Genomic DNA, 18,570 nt, shown 5'->3' with positions numbered 1-18,570 from the left:
TTTTTATTGGGTTAAGCCTAAACGGATTAACACTTCTTCGGTGATGTCAGTCAGTTCGCCATAACCAACAATATTGTGGATGTCTTTTTCAAGGTTGCGTGCATGGTGCAAACTGATATGAGTTAGCTCGTCGAGGTCTTTGCGTACCAAGGCAGTAATCGGATCAAACACGGGTGCGCCACAGATTCTAATCGCGTAGAACTCTCCCATTGCTTGGGCATTTTTGACAAAGTTCATGCGCTCTTTCAGGCTATCGAAGTCGCTGCTCAATTTCGAATCAACCGATTGGATACGTGTTCCGAACTTAACTGCAGTGAGATAGAGCTCGTGATATTGAGGCTGAGCACCTTCAATCCGCTTCATCGGTTGAGCGAGCAGCGTATTGGTGCGGCCTTTGTATATTGGCCCAAGAGAGAAGTTTTTCTCATCACCCAGTTTGGCCAAAATGGTTAAGTAAGGTTTGAGCGGGTAGTTAATACCAATCGCTTTTGGTCTCAGGCTATTGCCTTTCTTCTCGATAAACAGTGGCGAGCTGACCATTTTATCGAGCAAGATATCATGCAGACCTTCGAGTAGCTCATTGCTTGGCAGCAGTTCTTTTTTAGCGATCAATTTATCTTGGTTATGATCGATCAAAGTGCCAAAGAAAGCGATAGTGCGCATAATCTGACTGTCTTCAATGATCGCCAGTTGCAACTGCTTCCCTCCGGGGCTCACTCTAATCACGCGATAAGGCACTTCGCCAAGAGGGAGCTTCTTGTCATAGAGTTGAAGCTCTTTGAAATTGACTGAACAAGTTTCGCCCGCTTTCAATTTACACGGCGCCGCCAGAGCGACGCTAATGCCATGTTTAGAGATATCTATGCTGATGCCTTCATAAGTCGTTGTGTCAGGCTCAGAGAGCATTATCGGCGATTTAAACTGGTATCGCGGTTCTCTACGACGCGACTGAGCATCGAAATAGATACATACCGGATTGTTTTCTGGGTTTCGGGCATGTCTAAATTGGTTAAGTTCACTGCTCGCTAAACGAGGTTTCTCTGCCAATAGATAGTCTTGGCGACTGGTGTCATCAGCGATTTCTTGCAAGATGCCACAATGAGTCAATGAAGAGGTTTCAAGCCCAAGTTCGTTGGTATGCTCTGAAAGTTCGAGCCTCTCTTCTGCAGACAGTTCAAACACCGACAATCGGAATACTTTCCAACTCTCTTTCTTTGCACCAATGTGCCAAAACAGCTGACGCAGTTCACGTGTCGCTTCCGGCATCATCATGGAGAAGAACAAGGTTTTGTCTTGATGCTCATGAGTGAAGGAGTAGATCACATTACTGCTTCCTCTCATGCCTTCCGTAGTGAGCAATGACATACGCTGGTTGTTGAATAAGTTAGTTAAGCTCTGCTGATTGCGCTCATCATGCCAGTACTGCCAAATCTTCTGGTTGTTTTCTGTCATTAGGGCAAGTTTTAACTCATTACCGCTAAAGAACACCGGTAGATTACAGGTGTGTTTTAAGTAGGTATGCTCAAAACCACGTGAACGAGCACGAATGATCTTATCTTGATTGTCGTGGCGAGTCTTTTGTCCTTCACTTTTTAGCAGTTGCTCAATCACATCTTCGATAATATTGGTGGTATCAAGCTTGAGTAGCCGTAGATACTTAACCGCATCGTTCTCGTAAGACTCATCGATGCCAACAATACGATAAGGAATGACGGAATGTATCCCTTCCACTTCAACGGTTTTGCTCAGTTCAACCAGACGAACGTCAATGACTTCACCAAGTTTGTAATTGAAGGCTGAGGGTACTTTAAATTTAGCGCCGGAAGGAGAGAGATCGACAGTCACGGCATGGACAATCTGTCCGCTCAGCAGTTCAATCTCGATCTGGGAAGAGATTTTTAGACGGTTCTCTTTGCGTTTCAGGTCATAACCCATTACTACCGCTTCGACATCAATACCATTGATATCGGTGGTGATCTCGGTTCCTAGTGGTTTGCCACGTTTTTGCATCACTCTGAAATTGTTATGAGTATTGCAAAGTGCTTCCCAAACCCCTTCGGTATAACCACCAAACTTGCGCGTGTTCTTGTGGTAGGCATTAAATGCAACGTCATCGAGCCAATGTTTAAGGCCATCGAGCTCGTATTCTCTACATTCACCTTTGACTCGTCCGCGGAGGTCGATAGGTTTAGTGCACGGTGCCATAACTCGGTTAAGTTCCATCTTAACTAAGATTTTGACAGACGGTGGGTCTCCCTCAGTCATTTGACCAAGAAGAAATTCGAAATCTTCCGAGTTGTAAGCAGGAATCAAACGTTCCGCAAGAGAGAGTATTTCTGGCTGCTGCATATTTTTTTGTTAGAGTATCCCTTACTCAAAATATCGACCTTGATATAAAGATCTTTAGTGATATGTTACTGCGAATCAAGTAGAGATGGTGAGATACGCAAGCGTAGACGATGTTTGCGTCACAAATACAATATTTTAAGAGGCCTGAGGTTACATGGCAAAAGCGAAGAGAGCATACGTTTGTAATGACTGCGGCGCAGATTTTCCCCGTTGGCAAGGACAGTGTAATGCGTGTGGAGCGTGGAATACCATCAGTGAGGTTCGTTTAGCGGCATCACCGACAGTAGCGCGCAACGAGCGTCTTGCAGGTTATGCAGGGACAAGTACAGAAGCGAAGGTTCAAACGCTTTCTGAGATTGATCTGCAAGAGGTTCCGCGTTTTACGAGTGGATTCAAAGAGCTCGACCGAGTGCTAGGCGGAGGTGTGGTTCCCGGTGCTGCGATTCTCATCGGTGGTAACCCCGGCGCAGGTAAATCGACACTCTTGCTACAAACCATGTGCTACTTGGCATCGCAAATGCCAACGCTTTATGTCACGGGTGAGGAATCTCTTCAGCAGGTTGCAATGCGCGCCTCTCGACTTGGCTTACCCAAAGACAATTTGAAGATGTTGTCAGAAACCAATGTTGATCGTATCTGTCAAATTGCTGAAAAAGAACAGCCTAAGATTATGGTGATTGACTCGATTCAGGTTATGCACGTCTCAGACGTTCAATCTTCACCGGGCAGTGTGGCTCAAGTAAGGGAAGCGGCAACGGCTCTGACTCGTTATGCCAAGCAAAATAACGTCTCGGTGTTTATTGTTGGTCACGTAACTAAAGATGGCACCTTGGCTGGCCCTAAGGTACTTGAACACATTATTGACTGTTCTGTGTTGCTAGACGGTGGTACAGACAGCCGTTTTCGTACCCTTCGCAGCCATAAAAACCGTTTCGGCGCAGTAAATGAACTGGGCGTATTTGCAATGACTGGCCAAGGACTCAAAGAGGTCAGCAACCCTTCGGCTATTTTCTTATCGCGCGGCGAGGAAGAAACTTCCGGCAGCTCGGTTATGGTGGTGTGGGAAGGTACGCGCCCATTGTTAGTAGAGATCCAAGCCTTAGTTGATTATTCGCAATTGGCTAACCCGCGCCGAGTCGCGGTTGGTCTAGAGCAAAACCGATTGTCGTTATTGCTTGCCGTACTGCACAAACATGGCGGTCTGCAAATGGCTGATCAAGACGTATTTGTTAATGTCGTCGGTGGGGTAAAAGTAACAGAAACCAGTGCTGACCTAGCCTTAGTGATGGCGCTACTATCAAGCTTTAGAGATAGACCACTACCTAAAGATGTAGTTGTGTTTGGAGAAGTTGGTCTAGCAGGAGAGATTCGCCCTGTACCAAGTGGACAAGAGCGTTTAAACGAAGCCTTCAAGCATGGTTTTAAAAAGGCAATAGTTCCTGCCGCTAACATGCCAAAAGGCGGTATCCCAGGTATGCAGATCCACGGCGTGAAAAAGCTCTCAGAGGCGATTGAAGCATTTGATGAGTTATAGGGAGGCGGGAACGGACTTCGTCCTATGGATCGCTTCGCTGCTGGAACGGGCGTTGCCCTATGGACACTTCATTTCGAGATAACTGGATCGGGCTTCGCCCTGCTTGAAAACTAGAGTTATCCAGCTCTCCGTAGGACGAAGTCCGTTCCCAAATCCCTAGTCCCGCATCCATAGCGAAGCGTTCCCGCTCTTGCCTAAAGCATATCCACTGCTTTCTCAACCGCAGCCACTAATCTATCAACGTCTTCCATGGTGTTGTATACCGCAAAAGAGGCGCGGATAGTGCCTTTCATACCTAACGCATCCATTAGCGGGTGAGCGCAGTGATTACCTGCTCGTACAGCGATACCTTGCTGATCTAACAAGGTGGCGACATCTTGATGATGTACACCGTCAATCACGAAAGAGATAACCGATGCGCCTTGCTGAAAGCCTAAGATTTGCACATCTTCGATTTGGCTGAGTTTTTGGTGTGCACGTTCGACAAGCTGGTGGATATGTTGCTCAACTTGACGCTGATCTAATGATGAATACCAATTGATCGCAGTAGCTAAAGCGATTGCTCCTGCCACATTTGGCGTTCCAGCCTCAAATTTCCCTGGAACACCAGTGAAGGTTGTGCCGCTGAAAGAGACTTTTTCAACCATCTTCCCGCCACCATGCCAAGGCGGCATGGACTCTAGTAAGCTAAGTTTACCGTAGAGCACGCCAATCCCCGCAGGAGCAAAGAGTTTGTGCCCTGAGAAGACATAGAAATCCGCACCAAGATTTTGCACATCAACTTTCTCATGCACGACTCCCTGTGCACCATCAACAACCACAATGGCATGGTGTTGGTGGGCAAGTTCAATGACTTGCTCGATAGGCTGTCTTGTTCCAGTTACATTGGTGATATGGGCGAGTGCAACGATTTTGGTTTTATCCGTAATCAGTTGTTGATACGCGGCAAAGTCAAACTCACATTCCTGAGTCATCGGTACTTTGACTACTTTTGCTCCGGTCTGCTCAGCAACAATTTGCCATGGTACTATGTTGGCGTGATGTTCCATTTCACTGACCAGTATCTCGTCATCTGGGTTTAGTATTGAACGAGCATAAGTCTGAGCAATCAGATTGAGGGCTTCTGTCGCACCGCGAGTCCATATAATCTCGTTAGCCGATGTGGCACCAACAAAGTTGGCTACTGTTTCGCGTGCGGCCTCAAATTCACTGGTCGCTTTGGCGGTCAAGCTATGACTGCCACGATGGACATTGGCATTTTGCTGGCTGTAGTAATCAGAAATCGCTTTGATAACACACTGAGGTTTTTGACTCGTCGCGGCGCTATCAAGGTAAACAAGTCTCTGGTCATTAATTTGTTGCTTTAAAGCGGGAAACTCATCGGCAATAAGCTTGGCGTCGAACATTATTCATCACCCAGTTTATGGTATTGCAGGGTAGGGATGGTGACCATAGGCTCTGCGACTGTCCACGCGTGAGCTTTGCCAGATAAATTAATGATAATCTCCATCGCAAATTCGAGAGCAGTGCCCGGCCCTTGGCTAGTCAGCAAATTATGGTTTACATCATAAGTGACGCGTTTAACTCGCCAGTTTTTCTTTTCAATATGACTTTCGAAGCTAGGGTGACAAGTCATTAAAGCTTCTGAGTACAGACCATGATGAGCTAACACTAAAGCAGGTGCCGCGCAGATTGCGGCGACCAGCTTGCCTTCGTACATCTGCTGACGAACTATCTCGACCAAAACGGTACTATCTCGGAATACCTCAGCGCCGCCAACGCCACCCGGTAAAATGACAGCATCAAATTCATCATCAGCAATGTCGACTAGCTTACAATCAGCACTAAGAGTGACATCTCGTGATGCTTTCATGGTGAGGTTGCCATCAAAATCAGCGCTAGCCACAACAACTTGATAGCCCGCGCGCACCATCATATCTATGATGGTAATAGCTTCCATTTCTTCACTACCGGGCGCGATTGGGACGAGTACTTTTTTAGTCATTATGAATTCCAACTTTGTTCTATGTTTTTGATGGCTTGATACAGTTTGCTGTTTTTGGGCGTCGAGATGCCATGGTGCTGCGCACGCTCAAGTAAGTATCCAGTAATAAAGTCTATCTCGCTTGGGCGGCGATGGAAAATATCTTGCTGCATAGAAGAGTGATTTGCAGCGGTTGCCTCTATAACGTGATTGACTGTTTGCGACAGTTGCTCACGTGAAAGCGGGATCTGTTCAGCGGCTAGCACTGGATAGATTTCATCCAGTAGCGCATTCACTTCAAGTAGGTGCTCTTGGGCGGCAAGCTGACCATTTTTGACTTGATGAATGGCCGTGAGAGGGTTTATTGCACAATTTATCGCGAGTTTAGTCCATAGCGCGTGGTGAATATTGTAATTCCAAGCTGTGACAGGAAGTGCATGAGTAAAGATTTCCTCCAGAAATGAACACTTGTTGCCGAGTGAATTGAAACCACCTAGCTGTGTTTGACCTATGCCTGTATGCAGAACTTGTTGTTTACTTGGCTTATACGCGCCGTGGGTGGTTGTAGCCAGTACTAACGGGTTGTTAGGCATTTTATGCACTACGGCTTCTGCTGTGCCCATGCCGTTATGCATTAGCGCTAGGATGGTCTCTGGGCTTATGTGTGGCATTAGTGGGGTCAGTGCTGCATCAACTTGCCACGCTTTTACCGTAATAAGAATCAGGTCGGCTTGCTCAATACTGTTAGTGTCGCGGTTAGAAAAGGTTTGCGGCGGTAGCTGATCAAGTTGAAGGGTGAGTCTTGGTTCGATAGAGGTCGACCAGAGAGAAACATTGTGCCCTGCTGCTTGAAACTTGGATGCCCACAATGAGCCAATTGCTCCCGGGCCTAGGATAAGAATATTCACTGAACGCTCGCAAGTAGATAACTTTGCACCAAGGATAATGTCAGCGAAGGGGAAAGCAATAAAAATGGCACCCAAAGGTGCCATTTTTAGTCAATACATCAACAATTAGAAGTTGTATTGTACGCGGTAGATTACAAGATCTTGGTAATCTTTACGTGCAAGTTTGTTAACTGTGTAACGGTATAGGATACCTGTTGACCAGTTTTGTGTGACATTCCACATTGCATTTAGGCTACCGTTTAGACCCCAGCTTTCTGAGCTTTCATTAGAGCCAGCAGTTGTGCTTTGAAGAGTAGAGTACGCATCGTTACGTGCAAATTCTAGCTCATTCCAAGTAGAGAAGGTAAAGTTTTGACCTGCAATATCTGTATTGTAGTAACCAACGTAGCCAAACATACCGCCGTTGCTGCCTTTGATATCACCAGAATTGATTTGGTGTACACCAATGAATGGAGTGAAGCCCCAACCATCGCCTTTAAGGCCTGTGTAACCTAGACCTAACACGCGGTTTTGCTCGTGGAAACCTTTGTCTGTATCTGTGTTGTATACTTGAGCGTATAGAGAGATACCTGAGTCAGTTAGGTTGTAGTGGATTGTACCTTTAGTAGATGCACCACGATCATCACCTGCACGATCTACACCTTCGTAATCGTAGAAGCCGTAGATTTGGCCCCAATCGAATACCGCACCACCTTCAATACCGATAACCGCTTGGTTACGATCTTCGATTTCGCCGCCAAAGTTGTCTTTATCGTTACCGATACCGTGGTTCCATGCTTGGTAGTCAACATACATACCACCGAAACCGAATAAGTATTCTGCTTGTGCTGGTACAGCTGATACCGCTGCAACAACACCTAGAGCTAAAAGTGATTTACGCATAATGGGAACTCTCTATGTTTGTTAATTTAAATATTCAGTAGATATTTACTTGGTTGCACAATCTTAGCTGTGCTTTATGGGAGGGAATAATATCGATAAAAATCTCAAAAGCCATGTGCAACCAATGTAAAAAAACATAAATCTGGTGATCGGGATCTCATTAACAGACTAAAATTTTAAATGTAACGGAACTTTCATTGCATTGCACAGAAAGTGATATAGGTATCGATTACGCAAACGTTGGCCTAAATTTTTATGCTTATCATGTATTCAACATATTCGGTGAATGATCGGGTTGGTGTGTTGTAACGTAACTGTTAATAAAAAGATGGGGAGTTACATTTATGCCTGAGATTATGCTTTTTCCTTTGAGCTCTTTTGTGTTGCCAGAAGGGAAAATGCGCTTAAGGATTTTTGAGCCACGATATAAAAGATTGGTTTCTCAAGCGATGAAAGCCGATGGAACCTTTGGTGTGTGTCTGTTTGAAAAGCGTGATGAGCCTGATGGCAGTGAATTGTCTAAAACCGGAACCCTAGTTAAGGTGATTGACTTTGAGCAACTTGACGATGGTTTACTCGGGATCTCAGTCACCGGTATAACTAAGTTCGAGATCAAGCATGTCAGAGTTGAATACGATGGTTTGCGATATGCCAGAGTAAAATGGCTACCAAGTTGGGAGTATTCTTCAGTTGATAAAGAGGTTGAGCCAATCTGTCATTATTTAAATCGCGTTTATCAGCAGTTCCCTGATATTGGCAATCTCTACGAGCAAAAGTTTTTTGATGATGCCAGTTGGGTCAGTCAACGTTGGTTAGAAATACTCCCTCTGACCAATCAGCAATTTGATCGTTTAGTCGGGCAAAAAGATTGCACAGGTGCTGTTCGTTTTCTTACAAAAACCTTAGGAGATGAGCTGACACAGTGATCCAAATAGTTTGTCAGACGTATTAATAAGTTCAGGGGCGTTATTAAGGATATCGAAATGGCCAACATAGATACCCAAGCTTTTAAAAAGAATGACTGGGCGTCGTGTATGGAGAAGGTGAAGCAACAAGACAAACAAGCATTTGCTCTAGTGTTTTCTCATTTCTCCCCACGTTTAAAACAGTTTGCCTATAGGCATATGGGCAATGAACAGGTGGCTTTAGAAATCGTGCAAGAAGCGATGGCAACCGTGTGGCAAAAAAGTGCATTGTTTGATGGTAGTAAAAGCTCGCTTTCTACTTGGATCTATACCATTGCTCGTAACCTCTGTTTCGATACCCTGCGCAAACAGAAGGGGAGAGAAGCGCATATCCACTCGGAAGATATTTGGCCTAATGACTACTGCCCACCTGATTTGGTTGAACACTACTCTCCTGAAACGGAGCGCTTGAAGCAGCAGATTATTAAGTATCTCGATATTCTGCCTGAAGCGCAGAAGAAGGTGGTCAAAGCCGTATATCTTGAGGAACTCCCCCATCAGCAAGTCGCAGATATGTTCGACATACCTTTAGGCACCGTTAAATCTAGATTGCGATTAGCGGTAGAGAAATTACGCAATTCAATTGAGGCAGAGTAGTATGAGTTTCCATCCACAAACATCAATGTTGCAGGCTTACGCTCAAGGCATTCTTGATGATGTGAGTGCCTTTACAATTGCCACTCATATCGAGAGTTGTCCTAAATGTAGGCAGCTAGTTCAACAGTTTGAAGCCGAGTGTGGAGAAGAGCTAGTTAGTGAAAGCGTTGATTCCAACTTAGATTTGGATTCAATGTTTGATCAGATTGTACGTTTAGAGCAGAACAGCGAGCCACTGAGACCGCCGCGATTACCAACTTTTATCGAAGTAAATGACAAAACGTTTAGGCTTCCTCTTTCGTTATCTCGCTTTAGAGACAAAATAGGCGAGTGGAAAAGCTATGGAGGTAAGGTCTACAGCGCTTCGATAGATATTTCCGAGCAAGCGCGAATCAATCTGATGTACATCGCAGAAGATGTCACCATCCCTCAGCATACGCACAAAGGTTTAGAATCAACACTAGTGCTGCATGGAGGTTTTAGTGATGAGGATGGCCACTATGAAGTGGGTGATTACTTACTTAAAGATGGTTCAGTGAAACACAGTCCGTTCACCCGCGTCGGCGAAGATTGCTTATGTTTGACCGTGCTTACAGAGCCGATGCTCTTTACCCAAGGTGTAGCAAGAGTGTTTAACCTGTTTGGCAAAGGTATGTATCCTTAAACGCAGATAGAATGAAAAAGGCTTGGTTTTTTGAACCAAGCCTTTTTTGATCAACTATTTTCTGTGCTTTGCGTCTCTAATTCCTGTTTGTCCCGTTCCCTTGCTTTATCCAACATATCTGAAAAATAATGCCTTAGTGAATAGAGCATAATTAGGCTTGGAATCACCATCACTGCGGTCAAGATAAAGAAGGTTGACCAGTCGTTGAGGTAATCGACCAACTCCCCCGAGAATGAAGCAAGTGTCGTTCGACCAAAATTGCCTAATGAAGCGAGCAGGGCGTACTGAGTCGCCGAGAAAGCTTGCCCTGTGACTACGGTTAAGAAAGAGACAAAGGCGACCGTCGAAAACGCTGAGGTAAAGTTATCGACTACTAGTGTGGCTAAGAACAGTTGCTCATTTGGTCCAACCTTAGCGATCCATGCAAACATCAGATTACTCGACGCCATAGCAATGCCGCCGATCATCAGACCGCGCACAATACCAAACTTCACATTGACCATACTGCCAACGAGAGTGAACAAGATTGTTAGTCCCCAGCCGATTAACTTAGAGTAATAACCGATCTGTTCGTTACTAAAGCCAATCTCTTTGTAGAAGGTAATTGACATTCGGCCAAGGAAAGCCTCACCAATCTTAAATAGGAAAACGAACAGTAGTAGTGTCAGTGCGACGCGGAAGCCATTTCTTTTGAAGAAATCTAAGAAGGGTTCCACCACGGTTACCGTTAGCCATGCAACGGCTCGATTGCCGACCACCTTGCTATGGCGTTGTTCCGCTTGCGCTTGCAATGAATCACGCTGGGTTTTTGGCTCACCGACGAGCAAGGTGAAGACCATCAGAATGGCGACAATGGCGGCCATACCGTAGTAAACGCCATTCCAACCGACGGAATCGGCATTGATAAAGGCAAGGTAACCAGGCACTGAGTAGCCCGTCCACCAACCAATCACTGCCATCGCAGAAGCTTGCGGCAGTTTTGAAGGTTCTGATTTAGGGAAAGTATCGATACGAAACGCATCGATAGCAATATCTTGCGTCGCTGACGAGATAGCAATCCCCAGAGCTAACATTGAAGTGAGCATCAGGTTTTGCGATGGATCGACACCCGCAATAAATAAGGTGCAAACGAGAACCACTGACTGACAGAGGAATATCCAACTTCGGCGCTGACCTAGCATTGCGTGCAATAGTGGCAAACGTACCCTGTCGACCAGCGGTGCCCAGAGAAAGTTAATTGCGTAGACAGCGAAAACACTACCAAAGTAGCCAATTGCTGCGCGAGTCAGCCCGGCATCTTTGAGCCAGCCTGACATATTCGAACCAATCAATACCCAGGGAAAACCACTTGAGCAGCCGAGCATGAACACCCACATCAGGCGTCTATCCATGTAGCTTTGAATTGTTTCTCGCCAAGACAGTGAAGGGGAGTCAGAAGACATACACTATTCCTTGTTTGAGTTTCCGGTATGCAAGAAGAAAGGCTCTAACCTTGGAGATTAGAGCCTAAGAGGATTATTTTAGAAGAGTTGCTTTTGTAATTATGATTGGCTCAACAGGAACGTCGCGGTAGCGTCCTACTGAGTGGGTCGGTTTTTTACCCATCTTTCTAATTACGTCAAAACCTTGCGTTACTTTACCAAACACTGCGTAACCTGGTGGGCGTTGGTCATAGTCAAGGAAGTTATTGTCGACGAAGTTGATAAAAAACTGACGAGTTGCAGAATTTGGGTTGTTGGTACGCGCCATTGCAATCGTTGCCGTATTGTTCTTCAACCCATTCGACGCTTCATTCTTAATCGGCGAGTAAGTCGCTAGCGGCTTCATCTCTTTATCAAAACCACCACCCTGAGCCATAAAGTTAGGGATCACGCGATGAAATTGAGAGCCAACATAACTGCCATCGTCGACATACTTTAAAAAGTTTGCCACCGTGATTGGGGCTTTCTCTTGGTTTAGCTCAACAGTGAAAGAGCCTAGGTTGGTTTCGAATTCTACCTTTGGACCTGCAAATGCGAGACTGCTAACTAACGCAAGTGAGGCAATTGCTGTTTTCCACATTAGAATCGCTCCTGCATGTAGTTTTGAAGTTCGCGGTCGTTAGAGACTTCTTGCAGCACTAGGTTGATGACATCATTAAGTACTTCTTCGATCTCTTCGTTTGAAGCGCTAAGTGCGCCTGTGCGTTTTGCTGTACCTGTGTAAGTCTTAACAAGTTTGCCCTGTGGTGTTTCTGCGGTAATTTCCAGAACGACTTTTCCATCCATCTGGTTTTCCATTACGGTGTGCTTAACAGACACTAGCGCTTCTTGAACTTCCACTTCCACGGAGTTTTCGCTGTTAACTGTGCTACGGAAACCTTGCGACTTGAACTGATCCAACAGTGCGTTTTCGATTGAGATGCGAACATTTTGCTTAGAGTGAATCGGTTCAATGTTTGAACGTCCACTGTCTACCAAAGCAACATATTGCGCGGAACGCATGTCTTTACTGGTCAGAGTAAAACTTGCATCTTGAACAATATCACTGTTGCTCAATACCGCTTTAGGCATGAAGTTGATTTGCTCTTGCTGCGGAGCTGAACACGCAGTGAGTAATGCCATTGACGCGGCTAGAACCAGTTTTCTCATTGTAATTTCCTTTCTTGTTAACTCTGCGAGCCTACTGAAACGTATAGACAGATAATAGTGGACTATTTAGTCGCTTGTAAAATAACAAATTTCTTATTGGAAGCGACAACTTTTACGTTCGACTTGCCAAACAGTCTAGATAGCTTTCCATCGTAGCCGAGGTGACGGTTACCGATAACTAATAATTGTCCACCGACACTAAGAATTTGCTTTGCATCACAGAACATCTGCCATGCAATGTGATCCGTAATCGCTTGTTGCTGATGAAAAGGGGGATTACACATTACCAAATCAACATCTTTCGCCGGCATTCCATCGAGGCAGTTATTGGCGATACAATCGATTTCTCTCTCTTTTCCTAAGTTTGCGATAAGGTTTTGTTGCGCGGATTCCACCGCCATAAAGCTCTCGTCGACACAGGTCAGTTTTATCTGAGGATTCAGTTGGCCCATTTTTACTGATAACACGCCATTACCACAGCCTAAATCGAGTACGTGTTTAAGTTGTGAATTTTGCGGTAAGTGTTCAAGCATAAAGCGAGCACCGAGATCTAGACTCTCTCCAGAATAAACATTTGGCAGATTGTTAAGCTCAATCTGTTCATTATCAACGGACCAACGAGTGTCAGGGGAGACTTTGATTGGTGTTTGACTGTTGGCATTGCTAAAGACAAGGCGGTGTTTTTTCCACGCCAACGATGTCTTGGTTTCGCCAAGGTATTTTTCGAACAGTTTGAGTGTCGAAGTGTGGATCTCTTTGGCCTTGTTGACCGCAATCACCGGGACAGAGCTCTTTAGCGAATCGCGCAACTGACTGAGTAGCCAGACTAAGTGGCGATTACTCTTAGGTAACTGAAACAGCACCAAATCGACGTCACTTGGAATCTTGTCCATGGTGGTCAAGTTAGTGATCGTCGGGCAGCTGTTTGCTTTGAGGTTGGCGTTTGCCCCTTGATGAGAGATAAACGAGTCACTCATCAATGTAACTTTATGTCGTTGGCTAAACCAACAGCTCAAAGCGCCGAAGTGATCGTTAATAATTAGAATGTTCTGATTACTTGGTAACTCTAACTCTTCAACATGATTGATGAGATATTCGTCTCCAGCATCCCATGCTTGCAGGGTTTCATTATTTCTTTTTGGGTATCGGTACAAAGAAAGAGTACGCTCGTGCAAAGTAAGCTCAGTTTTCATATTTGGAATGCTAGCTAGTCGTTAATCGCTAAATTGTCGCAAAACCGGAGGGGAGAGGAAACTAAAACCTTTAGCTTTATGATAGAGGCGATTATTATCTAACCTTATTAAGTTGTTCATATCTGATGGTGAAACAGATGATCCAAGAAGTCATTGAAAGCAAGCTCAAAGAGGCCTTCAATCCAGACCACTTAAGCGTGATTAACGAAAGTTACATGCATAACGTTCCGCCAGGCTCAGAAAGCCACTTTAAGGTGGTTATTGTCAGTGAAGCATTTGAAGGGGCGCGTTTGATTGCACGTCACCGCCAAGTGAATCAAGTGCTTGCTGAAGAGTTAGCCAACCAAATTCATGCTTTGTCTATGCACACCTATACGGCTGATGAATGGAAAGAGCAGAATCAGCTCGCGCCAGATAGCCCGATGTGTTTAGGCGGTTCAAAATAAGTCACAAAAAGGGGTAGCGTTTGCTACCCTTTTTATTGGTAGCGATAGTCTAGATGTTAACAAGGTAGAAACAAATAAATGCAATGGTTAGTTTTAAAACAGAATGTTTCACGATGTGAATGAATTAGAAAAATAGGAAATAGGGTGCGGATTTATGTTTGTGCGGTGGCTCAAAGTTATGACTATTCTATCGCCTTTTAAACCCTATTCACTCGAAATATCTCTGTTAATCATAGCATTCATCATGGCATCACCTTCTAAAAAGATGATAGACTACCGCACCTGATAAATCCCGCTTAATTCTTGTAGCGAGATTTTTAATAGGATGTTGCGATTTTGGTGTTTAAAACTTCACCAAAACCGGACACTAGTGTCGTGTCTAAAAGTTACGCAAACAAAGAATCTTTTTCCCGATAAAAGTAGTGCAAGTGCGTATGATTACAATAAAGAAGGGTTTGGACCTTCCTGTTGCAGGAACTCCTACCCAGGTGATTAATGATGGTAAGACCATCAAAAAAGTCGCCTTGCTTGGCGAAGAGTACGTCGGCATGCGTCCTACTATGCATGTCCGCGTAGGCGATGAAGTAAAGAAAGCTCAAGTTCTTTTTGAAGATAAGAAGAACCCAGGTGTGAAATTTACTTCACCAGCAGCTGGTAAAGTGATCGAGATTAACCGTGGTGCTAAGCGTGTACTTCAATCTGTAGTGATTGAAGTGGCAGGTGAAGAGCAGGTGACATTCGATAAGTTTGAAGCTGATAAACTAGCAGGTCTTGACCGTGAAACGGTGAAAACTCAACTAGTTGAATCAGGCCTTTGGACCGCTTTACGTACTCGTCCGTTCAGCAAGGTTCCAGCAATCGAATCTTCTACTAAGGCTATTTTCGTTACTGCTATGGATACCAATCCATTGGCGGCTCAGCCTGAGTTGATCATCAATGAGCAACAAGAAGCGTTCGTTGCAGGTTTAGATCTGCTTTCAACTCTGACTGATGGCAAGGTTTACGTATGTAAATCTGGCACAAGTCTTCCTCGTTCTTCTCAATCAAATGTTGAAGAGCATGTATTTGATGGCCCTCACCCAGCAGGTCTTGCTGGCACCCACATGCATTTCCTATACCCAGTGAATGCAGAAAATGTGGCGTGGAGTATCAACTACCAAGACGTTATCGCGTTCGGTAAGTTGTTCCTAACTGGTGAACTTTACACTGACCGTGTTATTTCTCTGGCTGGCCCAGTAGTGAATAACCCTCGTCTAGTTCGTACATCTCTAGGTGCATGCCTTGATGACGTAACGGACAGCGAGCTAATGCCAGGTGAAGTTCGTGTGATTTCTGGTTCAGTACTAACTGGTACTCATGCAATTGGTCCTCACGCATACCTTGGTCGTTACCACGTACAGGTTTCTGTATTACGTGAAGGCCGTGAAAAAGAACTGTTCGGTTGGGCAATGCCTGGTAAGAACAAGTTCTCAATTACTCGCTCATTCCTTGGTCACGTATTCAAAGGTCAGTTGTTCAACATGACAACGACGACTAACGGTAGTGATCGTTCAATGGTTCCAATCGGCAACTACGAACGCGTAATGCCTCTAGATATGGAGCCAACTCTGCTACTTCGTGATCTATGCGCAGGTGATACTGACAGTGCAGCAGCACTAGGTGCGCTAGAGCTAGATGAAGAAGATGTAGCATTGTGTACCTTTGTGTGTCCTGGTAAATACGAGTACGGTGAACTCCTTCGTGAATGCCTAGATACCATCGAGAAGGAAGGGTAATTTTCATGGCTCTTAAAAAGTTTATTGAAGACATCGAGCATCATTTTGAGCCAGGTGGTAAGCATGAGAAGTGGTTTGCTTTATATGAAGCAGCAGCAACACTTTTCTACACGCCAGGCTTGGTAACGAAAAAAAGCTCGCACGTTCGTGATAGCGTTGACCTAAAACGTATCATGATCATGGTTTGGTTCGCGGTATTCCCAGCAATGTTCTGGGGTATGTACAACGCGGGTGGCCAAGCTATCTCAGCACTTAATCACATGTATGCTGGTGATCAGCTAGCGGCTGTAGTTGTTGGCAACTGGCACTACTGGCTAACGGAAATGCTTGGGGGCACTTTAGCCGCCGATGCAGGCGTTGGCAGTAAGATGATCCTAGGTGCAACTTACTTCCTACCTATCTACGCAACGGTATTTATCGTTGGTGGTTTCTGGGAAGTACTGTTCTGTATGGTGCGTAAGCACGAAGTTAACGAAGGCTTCTTTGTTACTTCTATCCTATTTGCACTTATCGTTCCACCAACACTTCCTCTATGGCAAGCGGCGCTAGGTATTACCTTCGGTGTTGTAGTTGCCAAAGAGATCTTTGGTGGTACGGGTCGTAACTTCCTTAACCCAGCACTTGCTGGCCGTGCATTCCTATTCTTCGCTTACCCTGCGCAAATCTCAGGTGACGTAGTTTGGACTGCAGCTGATGGCTTCTCTGGTGCGACGGCGCTTAGCCAATGGGCACAAGGTGGTAACGGTGCACTAGTGAATACAGTGACAGGCGCTCCAATCACTTGGATGGACGCTTTCATCGGTAACATTCCTGGTTCTATTGGTGAAGTTTCGACACTGGCTCTAATGATCGGTGCAGCAATGATCGTGTACATGCGAATTGCTTCATGGCGCATTATTGCGGGTGTGATGATCGGTATGATTGCAACAGCGACTCTGTTCAATGTTATCGGTTCTGACACTAACCCAATGTTCAACATGCCATGGCACTGGCACCTAGTTCTAGGTGGTTTTGCATTCGGTATGTTCTTTATGGCAACGGACCCTGTATCCGCTTCATTTACTAACAAAGGTAAATGGTGGTACGGCGCGCTAATCGGCGTGATGTGTGTACTAATCCGTGTAGTAAACCCAGCTTACCCAGAAGGTATGATGCTGGCGATTCTATTCGCGAACCTGTTTGCACCTCTGTTCGACCATGTAGTTATCGAGAAGAACATCAAGCGGAGACTAGCACGCTATGGCAAGTAATAACGACAGCATTAAAAAGACGCTGGGTGTTGTTATCGGGTTGAGCCTTGTTTGTTCAATCATCGTATCAACAGCAGCTGTAGGTCTACGTGACAAGCAAAAAGCTAACGCTGTACTAGATAAGCAAACTAAGATCGTTGAAGTTGCAGGTATCGACGCTACAGGCAAGAAAGTACCAGAGCTATTCGCTGAGTACATCGAGCCTCGTCTAGTTGATTTCGATACTGGTGCTTTCGTTGAAGGTGACGCTGCGTCATACGACCAACGTAAAGCTGCAAAAGATCCTGCTGAGTCTATCAAGCTAACCGCTGACCAAGACAAAGCGAAGATCCTACGTCGCGCAAACACGGGTGTTATTTACCTAGTGAAAGATGGCGATGCAGTATCTAAGATCATCCTACCTGTTCACGGTACGGGTCTATGGTCAATGATGTACGCTTTTGTTGCAGTAGAAACTGACGGTAACACTGTCTCTGCAATCACTTACTACGAACAGGGTGAAACTCCTGGACTTGGTGGTGAAATTGAGAACCCTTCTTGGCGTGCTCAGTTTGAAGGCAAGAAACTGTTTGATGAGAACCACAAACCAGCAATCAAGATTGTTAAAGGTGGCGCTCCAGCAGGTTCTGAACACGGTGTTGATGGCCTATCAGGTGCGACACTAACAGGTAACGGTGTTCAAGGTACATTTGATTTCTGGTTAGGCGATATGGGCTTTGGTCCATTCCTAGCAAAAGTTCGTGACGGAGGTCTGAACTAATGTCTAGCGCACAAAACGTTAAGAAGAGTCTATTAGCGCCAGTATTGGATAACAACCCAATCGCGCTTCAGGTTCTTGGTGTTTGTTCTGCATTGGCAGTAACAACTAAACTAGAAACGGCTTTTGTAATGACACTAGCGGTTATCTTTGTAACTGCACTGTCTAACTTCTTCGTTTCAGTCATCCGTAACCACATTCCTAACAGTGTGCGTATCATCGTTCAAATGGCGATCATCGCATCTCTAGTAATCGTGGTAGACCAAGTGCTAAAAGCTTACCTATACGATATCTCTAAGCAGCTATCGGTATTCGTAGGTCTAATCATCACGAACTGTATCGTTATGGGTCGTGCTGAAGCATTCGCAATGAAGTCTGAGCCTCTTCCATCACTTATCGATGGTATTGGTAACGGTCTTGGTTACGGTTTCGTTCTTATCACTGTTGGTTTCTTCCGCGAGCTATTTGGCTCAGGCAAATTATTTGGCATGGAAGTTCTACCTCTAGTGAGCAATGGTGGTTGGTACCAGCCTAACGGTTTGATGCTACTAGCACCATCTGCATTCTTCCTAATCGGTTTCCTTATCTGGGCAATCCGTATTCTGAAACCAGAGCAAGTAGAAGCGAAGGAGTAAG

Annotated in this window: 18 protein-coding genes; 9 read left to right on the top strand and 9 right to left on the bottom strand. The window is 45.2% G+C overall.

Annotated elements, in window-relative coordinates; translation table 11 throughout:
- Positions 1-3: 3 nt before the first annotated feature.
- Positions 4-2,349 (bottom strand): PilZ domain-containing protein, encoded by a 2,346-nt coding sequence (locus tag IX91_RS11950; protein ID WP_004744921.1) that lies wholly within the window; start codon positions 2,347-2,349, stop codon positions 4-6.
- Between the two features lie 154 nt (positions 2,350-2,503).
- Between IX91_RS11950 and radA the strand changes: the two genes are divergently transcribed.
- Positions 2,504-3,883 (top strand): DNA repair protein RadA, encoded by a 1,380-nt coding sequence (gene radA / locus IX91_RS11945; RefSeq protein ID WP_004744920.1) that lies wholly within the window; start codon positions 2,504-2,506, stop codon positions 3,881-3,883.
- A gap of 194 nt (positions 3,884-4,077) precedes the next feature.
- Here the strand turns inward: radA and csdA are convergent, their stop codons facing one another.
- The 4 genes from csdA to IX91_RS11925 all read right to left on the bottom strand — a co-directional run bounded on the left by csdA (position 4,078) and on the right by IX91_RS11925 (position 7,657).
- Complete coding sequence (csdA, locus tag IX91_RS11940) at positions 4,078-5,289, bottom strand: cysteine desulfurase CsdA (RefSeq protein WP_004744919.1); 1,212 nt, start codon at positions 5,287-5,289, stop codon at positions 4,078-4,080.
- Positions 5,289-5,888: a DJ-1 family glyoxalase III gene (locus IX91_RS11935; protein WP_004744918.1), complete on the bottom strand. Its 600-nt coding sequence runs from the start codon at positions 5,886-5,888 to the stop codon at positions 5,289-5,291. The genes csdA and IX91_RS11935 overlap by 1 nt, the downstream gene beginning before the upstream one ends.
- Positions 5,888-6,775 carry a 2-dehydropantoate 2-reductase gene (gene panE / locus IX91_RS11930; protein ID WP_174329857.1) on the bottom strand — a complete coding sequence of 296 codons (888 nt, stop codon included), beginning with the start codon at positions 6,773-6,775 and terminating at the stop codon, positions 5,888-5,890. The genes IX91_RS11935 and panE overlap by 1 nt, the downstream gene beginning before the upstream one ends.
- Positions 6,776-6,880: 105 nt before the next feature.
- Positions 6,881-7,657, bottom strand: a complete 777-nt coding sequence (locus IX91_RS11925) for an outer membrane protein OmpK (RefSeq protein ID WP_004744916.1) — start codon at positions 7,655-7,657, stop codon at positions 6,881-6,883.
- Between the two features lie 344 nt (positions 7,658-8,001).
- Here IX91_RS11925 and IX91_RS11920 point away from each other — a divergent pair, with 344 nt between their 5' ends.
- The 3 genes from IX91_RS11920 to IX91_RS11910 are packed head-to-tail and all read left to right on the top strand — an operon-like array spanning position 8,002 to position 9,883.
- A complete protein-coding gene (locus tag IX91_RS11920; protein ID WP_004744915.1) occupies positions 8,002-8,583 on the top strand; it encodes an LON peptidase substrate-binding domain-containing protein in 582 nt (193 codons plus the stop codon).
- Positions 8,584-8,640: 57 nt separating this feature from the next.
- Positions 8,641-9,219 (top strand): sigma-70 family RNA polymerase sigma factor, encoded by a 579-nt coding sequence (locus IX91_RS11915; protein ID WP_004744914.1) that lies wholly within the window; start codon positions 8,641-8,643, stop codon positions 9,217-9,219.
- Between the two features lies 1 nt (position 9,220).
- On the top strand, positions 9,221-9,883 hold the full coding sequence (locus IX91_RS11910; RefSeq protein ID WP_004744912.1) for a ChrR family anti-sigma-E factor: 663 nt from the start codon (positions 9,221-9,223) through the stop codon (positions 9,881-9,883).
- A gap of 50 nt (positions 9,884-9,933) precedes the next feature.
- Here the strand turns inward: IX91_RS11910 and IX91_RS11905 are convergent, their stop codons facing one another.
- The 4 genes from IX91_RS11905 to IX91_RS11890 all read right to left on the bottom strand — a co-directional run bounded on the left by IX91_RS11905 (position 9,934) and on the right by IX91_RS11890 (position 13,706).
- Positions 9,934-11,325, bottom strand: a complete 1,392-nt coding sequence (locus tag IX91_RS11905) for an AmpG family muropeptide MFS transporter (protein WP_004744911.1) — start codon at positions 11,323-11,325, stop codon at positions 9,934-9,936.
- A gap of 73 nt (positions 11,326-11,398) precedes the next feature.
- Entirely contained in the window at positions 11,399-11,944 is a 546-nt protein-coding gene (locus tag IX91_RS11900) for a peptidylprolyl isomerase (protein ID WP_004744910.1), read from the bottom strand.
- The gene (locus tag IX91_RS11895; RefSeq protein ID WP_004744909.1) at positions 11,944-12,513 is read right to left on the bottom strand and encodes a YajG family lipoprotein; all 570 of its coding nucleotides are present in this window, start codon (positions 12,511-12,513) and stop codon (positions 11,944-11,946) included. Before IX91_RS11895 ends, IX91_RS11900 begins: the two co-directional genes overlap by 1 nt.
- A 62-nt stretch (positions 12,514-12,575) precedes the next feature.
- A complete protein-coding gene (locus IX91_RS11890) occupies positions 12,576-13,706 on the bottom strand; it encodes a methyltransferase (protein ID WP_004744908.1) in 1,131 nt (376 codons plus the stop codon).
- A gap of 137 nt (positions 13,707-13,843) precedes the next feature.
- Between IX91_RS11890 and bolA the strand changes: the two genes are divergently transcribed.
- The 5 genes from bolA to IX91_RS11865 all read left to right on the top strand — a co-directional run bounded on the left by bolA (position 13,844) and on the right by IX91_RS11865 (position 18,569).
- Positions 13,844-14,152 (top strand): transcriptional regulator BolA, encoded by a 309-nt coding sequence (gene bolA / locus IX91_RS11885; protein ID WP_004744907.1) that lies wholly within the window; start codon positions 13,844-13,846, stop codon positions 14,150-14,152.
- A 434-nt stretch (positions 14,153-14,586) separates the two neighbouring features.
- Positions 14,587-15,927: a Na(+)-translocating NADH-quinone reductase subunit A gene (locus IX91_RS11880; protein ID WP_004744906.1), complete on the top strand. Its 1,341-nt coding sequence runs from the start codon at positions 14,587-14,589 to the stop codon at positions 15,925-15,927.
- A 5-nt stretch (positions 15,928-15,932) separates the two neighbouring features.
- Entirely contained in the window at positions 15,933-17,177 is a 1,245-nt protein-coding gene (locus tag IX91_RS11875; protein ID WP_004744905.1) for an NADH:ubiquinone reductase (Na(+)-transporting) subunit B, read from the top strand.
- Complete coding sequence (locus tag IX91_RS11870) at positions 17,167-17,937, top strand: Na(+)-translocating NADH-quinone reductase subunit C (protein ID WP_004744904.1); 771 nt, start codon at positions 17,167-17,169, stop codon at positions 17,935-17,937. The genes IX91_RS11875 and IX91_RS11870 overlap by 11 nt, the downstream gene beginning before the upstream one ends.
- Positions 17,937-18,569, top strand: a complete 633-nt coding sequence (locus IX91_RS11865) for an NADH:ubiquinone reductase (Na(+)-transporting) subunit D (RefSeq protein WP_004415330.1) — start codon at positions 17,937-17,939, stop codon at positions 18,567-18,569. The genes IX91_RS11870 and IX91_RS11865 overlap by 1 nt, the downstream gene beginning before the upstream one ends.
- Position 18,570 lies beyond the last annotated feature (1 nt).

The organism is Vibrio tubiashii ATCC 19109 (genome assembly GCF_000772105.1).
GTDB classification, from domain to species: Bacteria; Pseudomonadota; Gammaproteobacteria; order Enterobacterales; family Vibrionaceae; genus Vibrio; species Vibrio tubiashii.
This window is presented reverse-complemented; position numbering and strand designations above follow the sequence as displayed.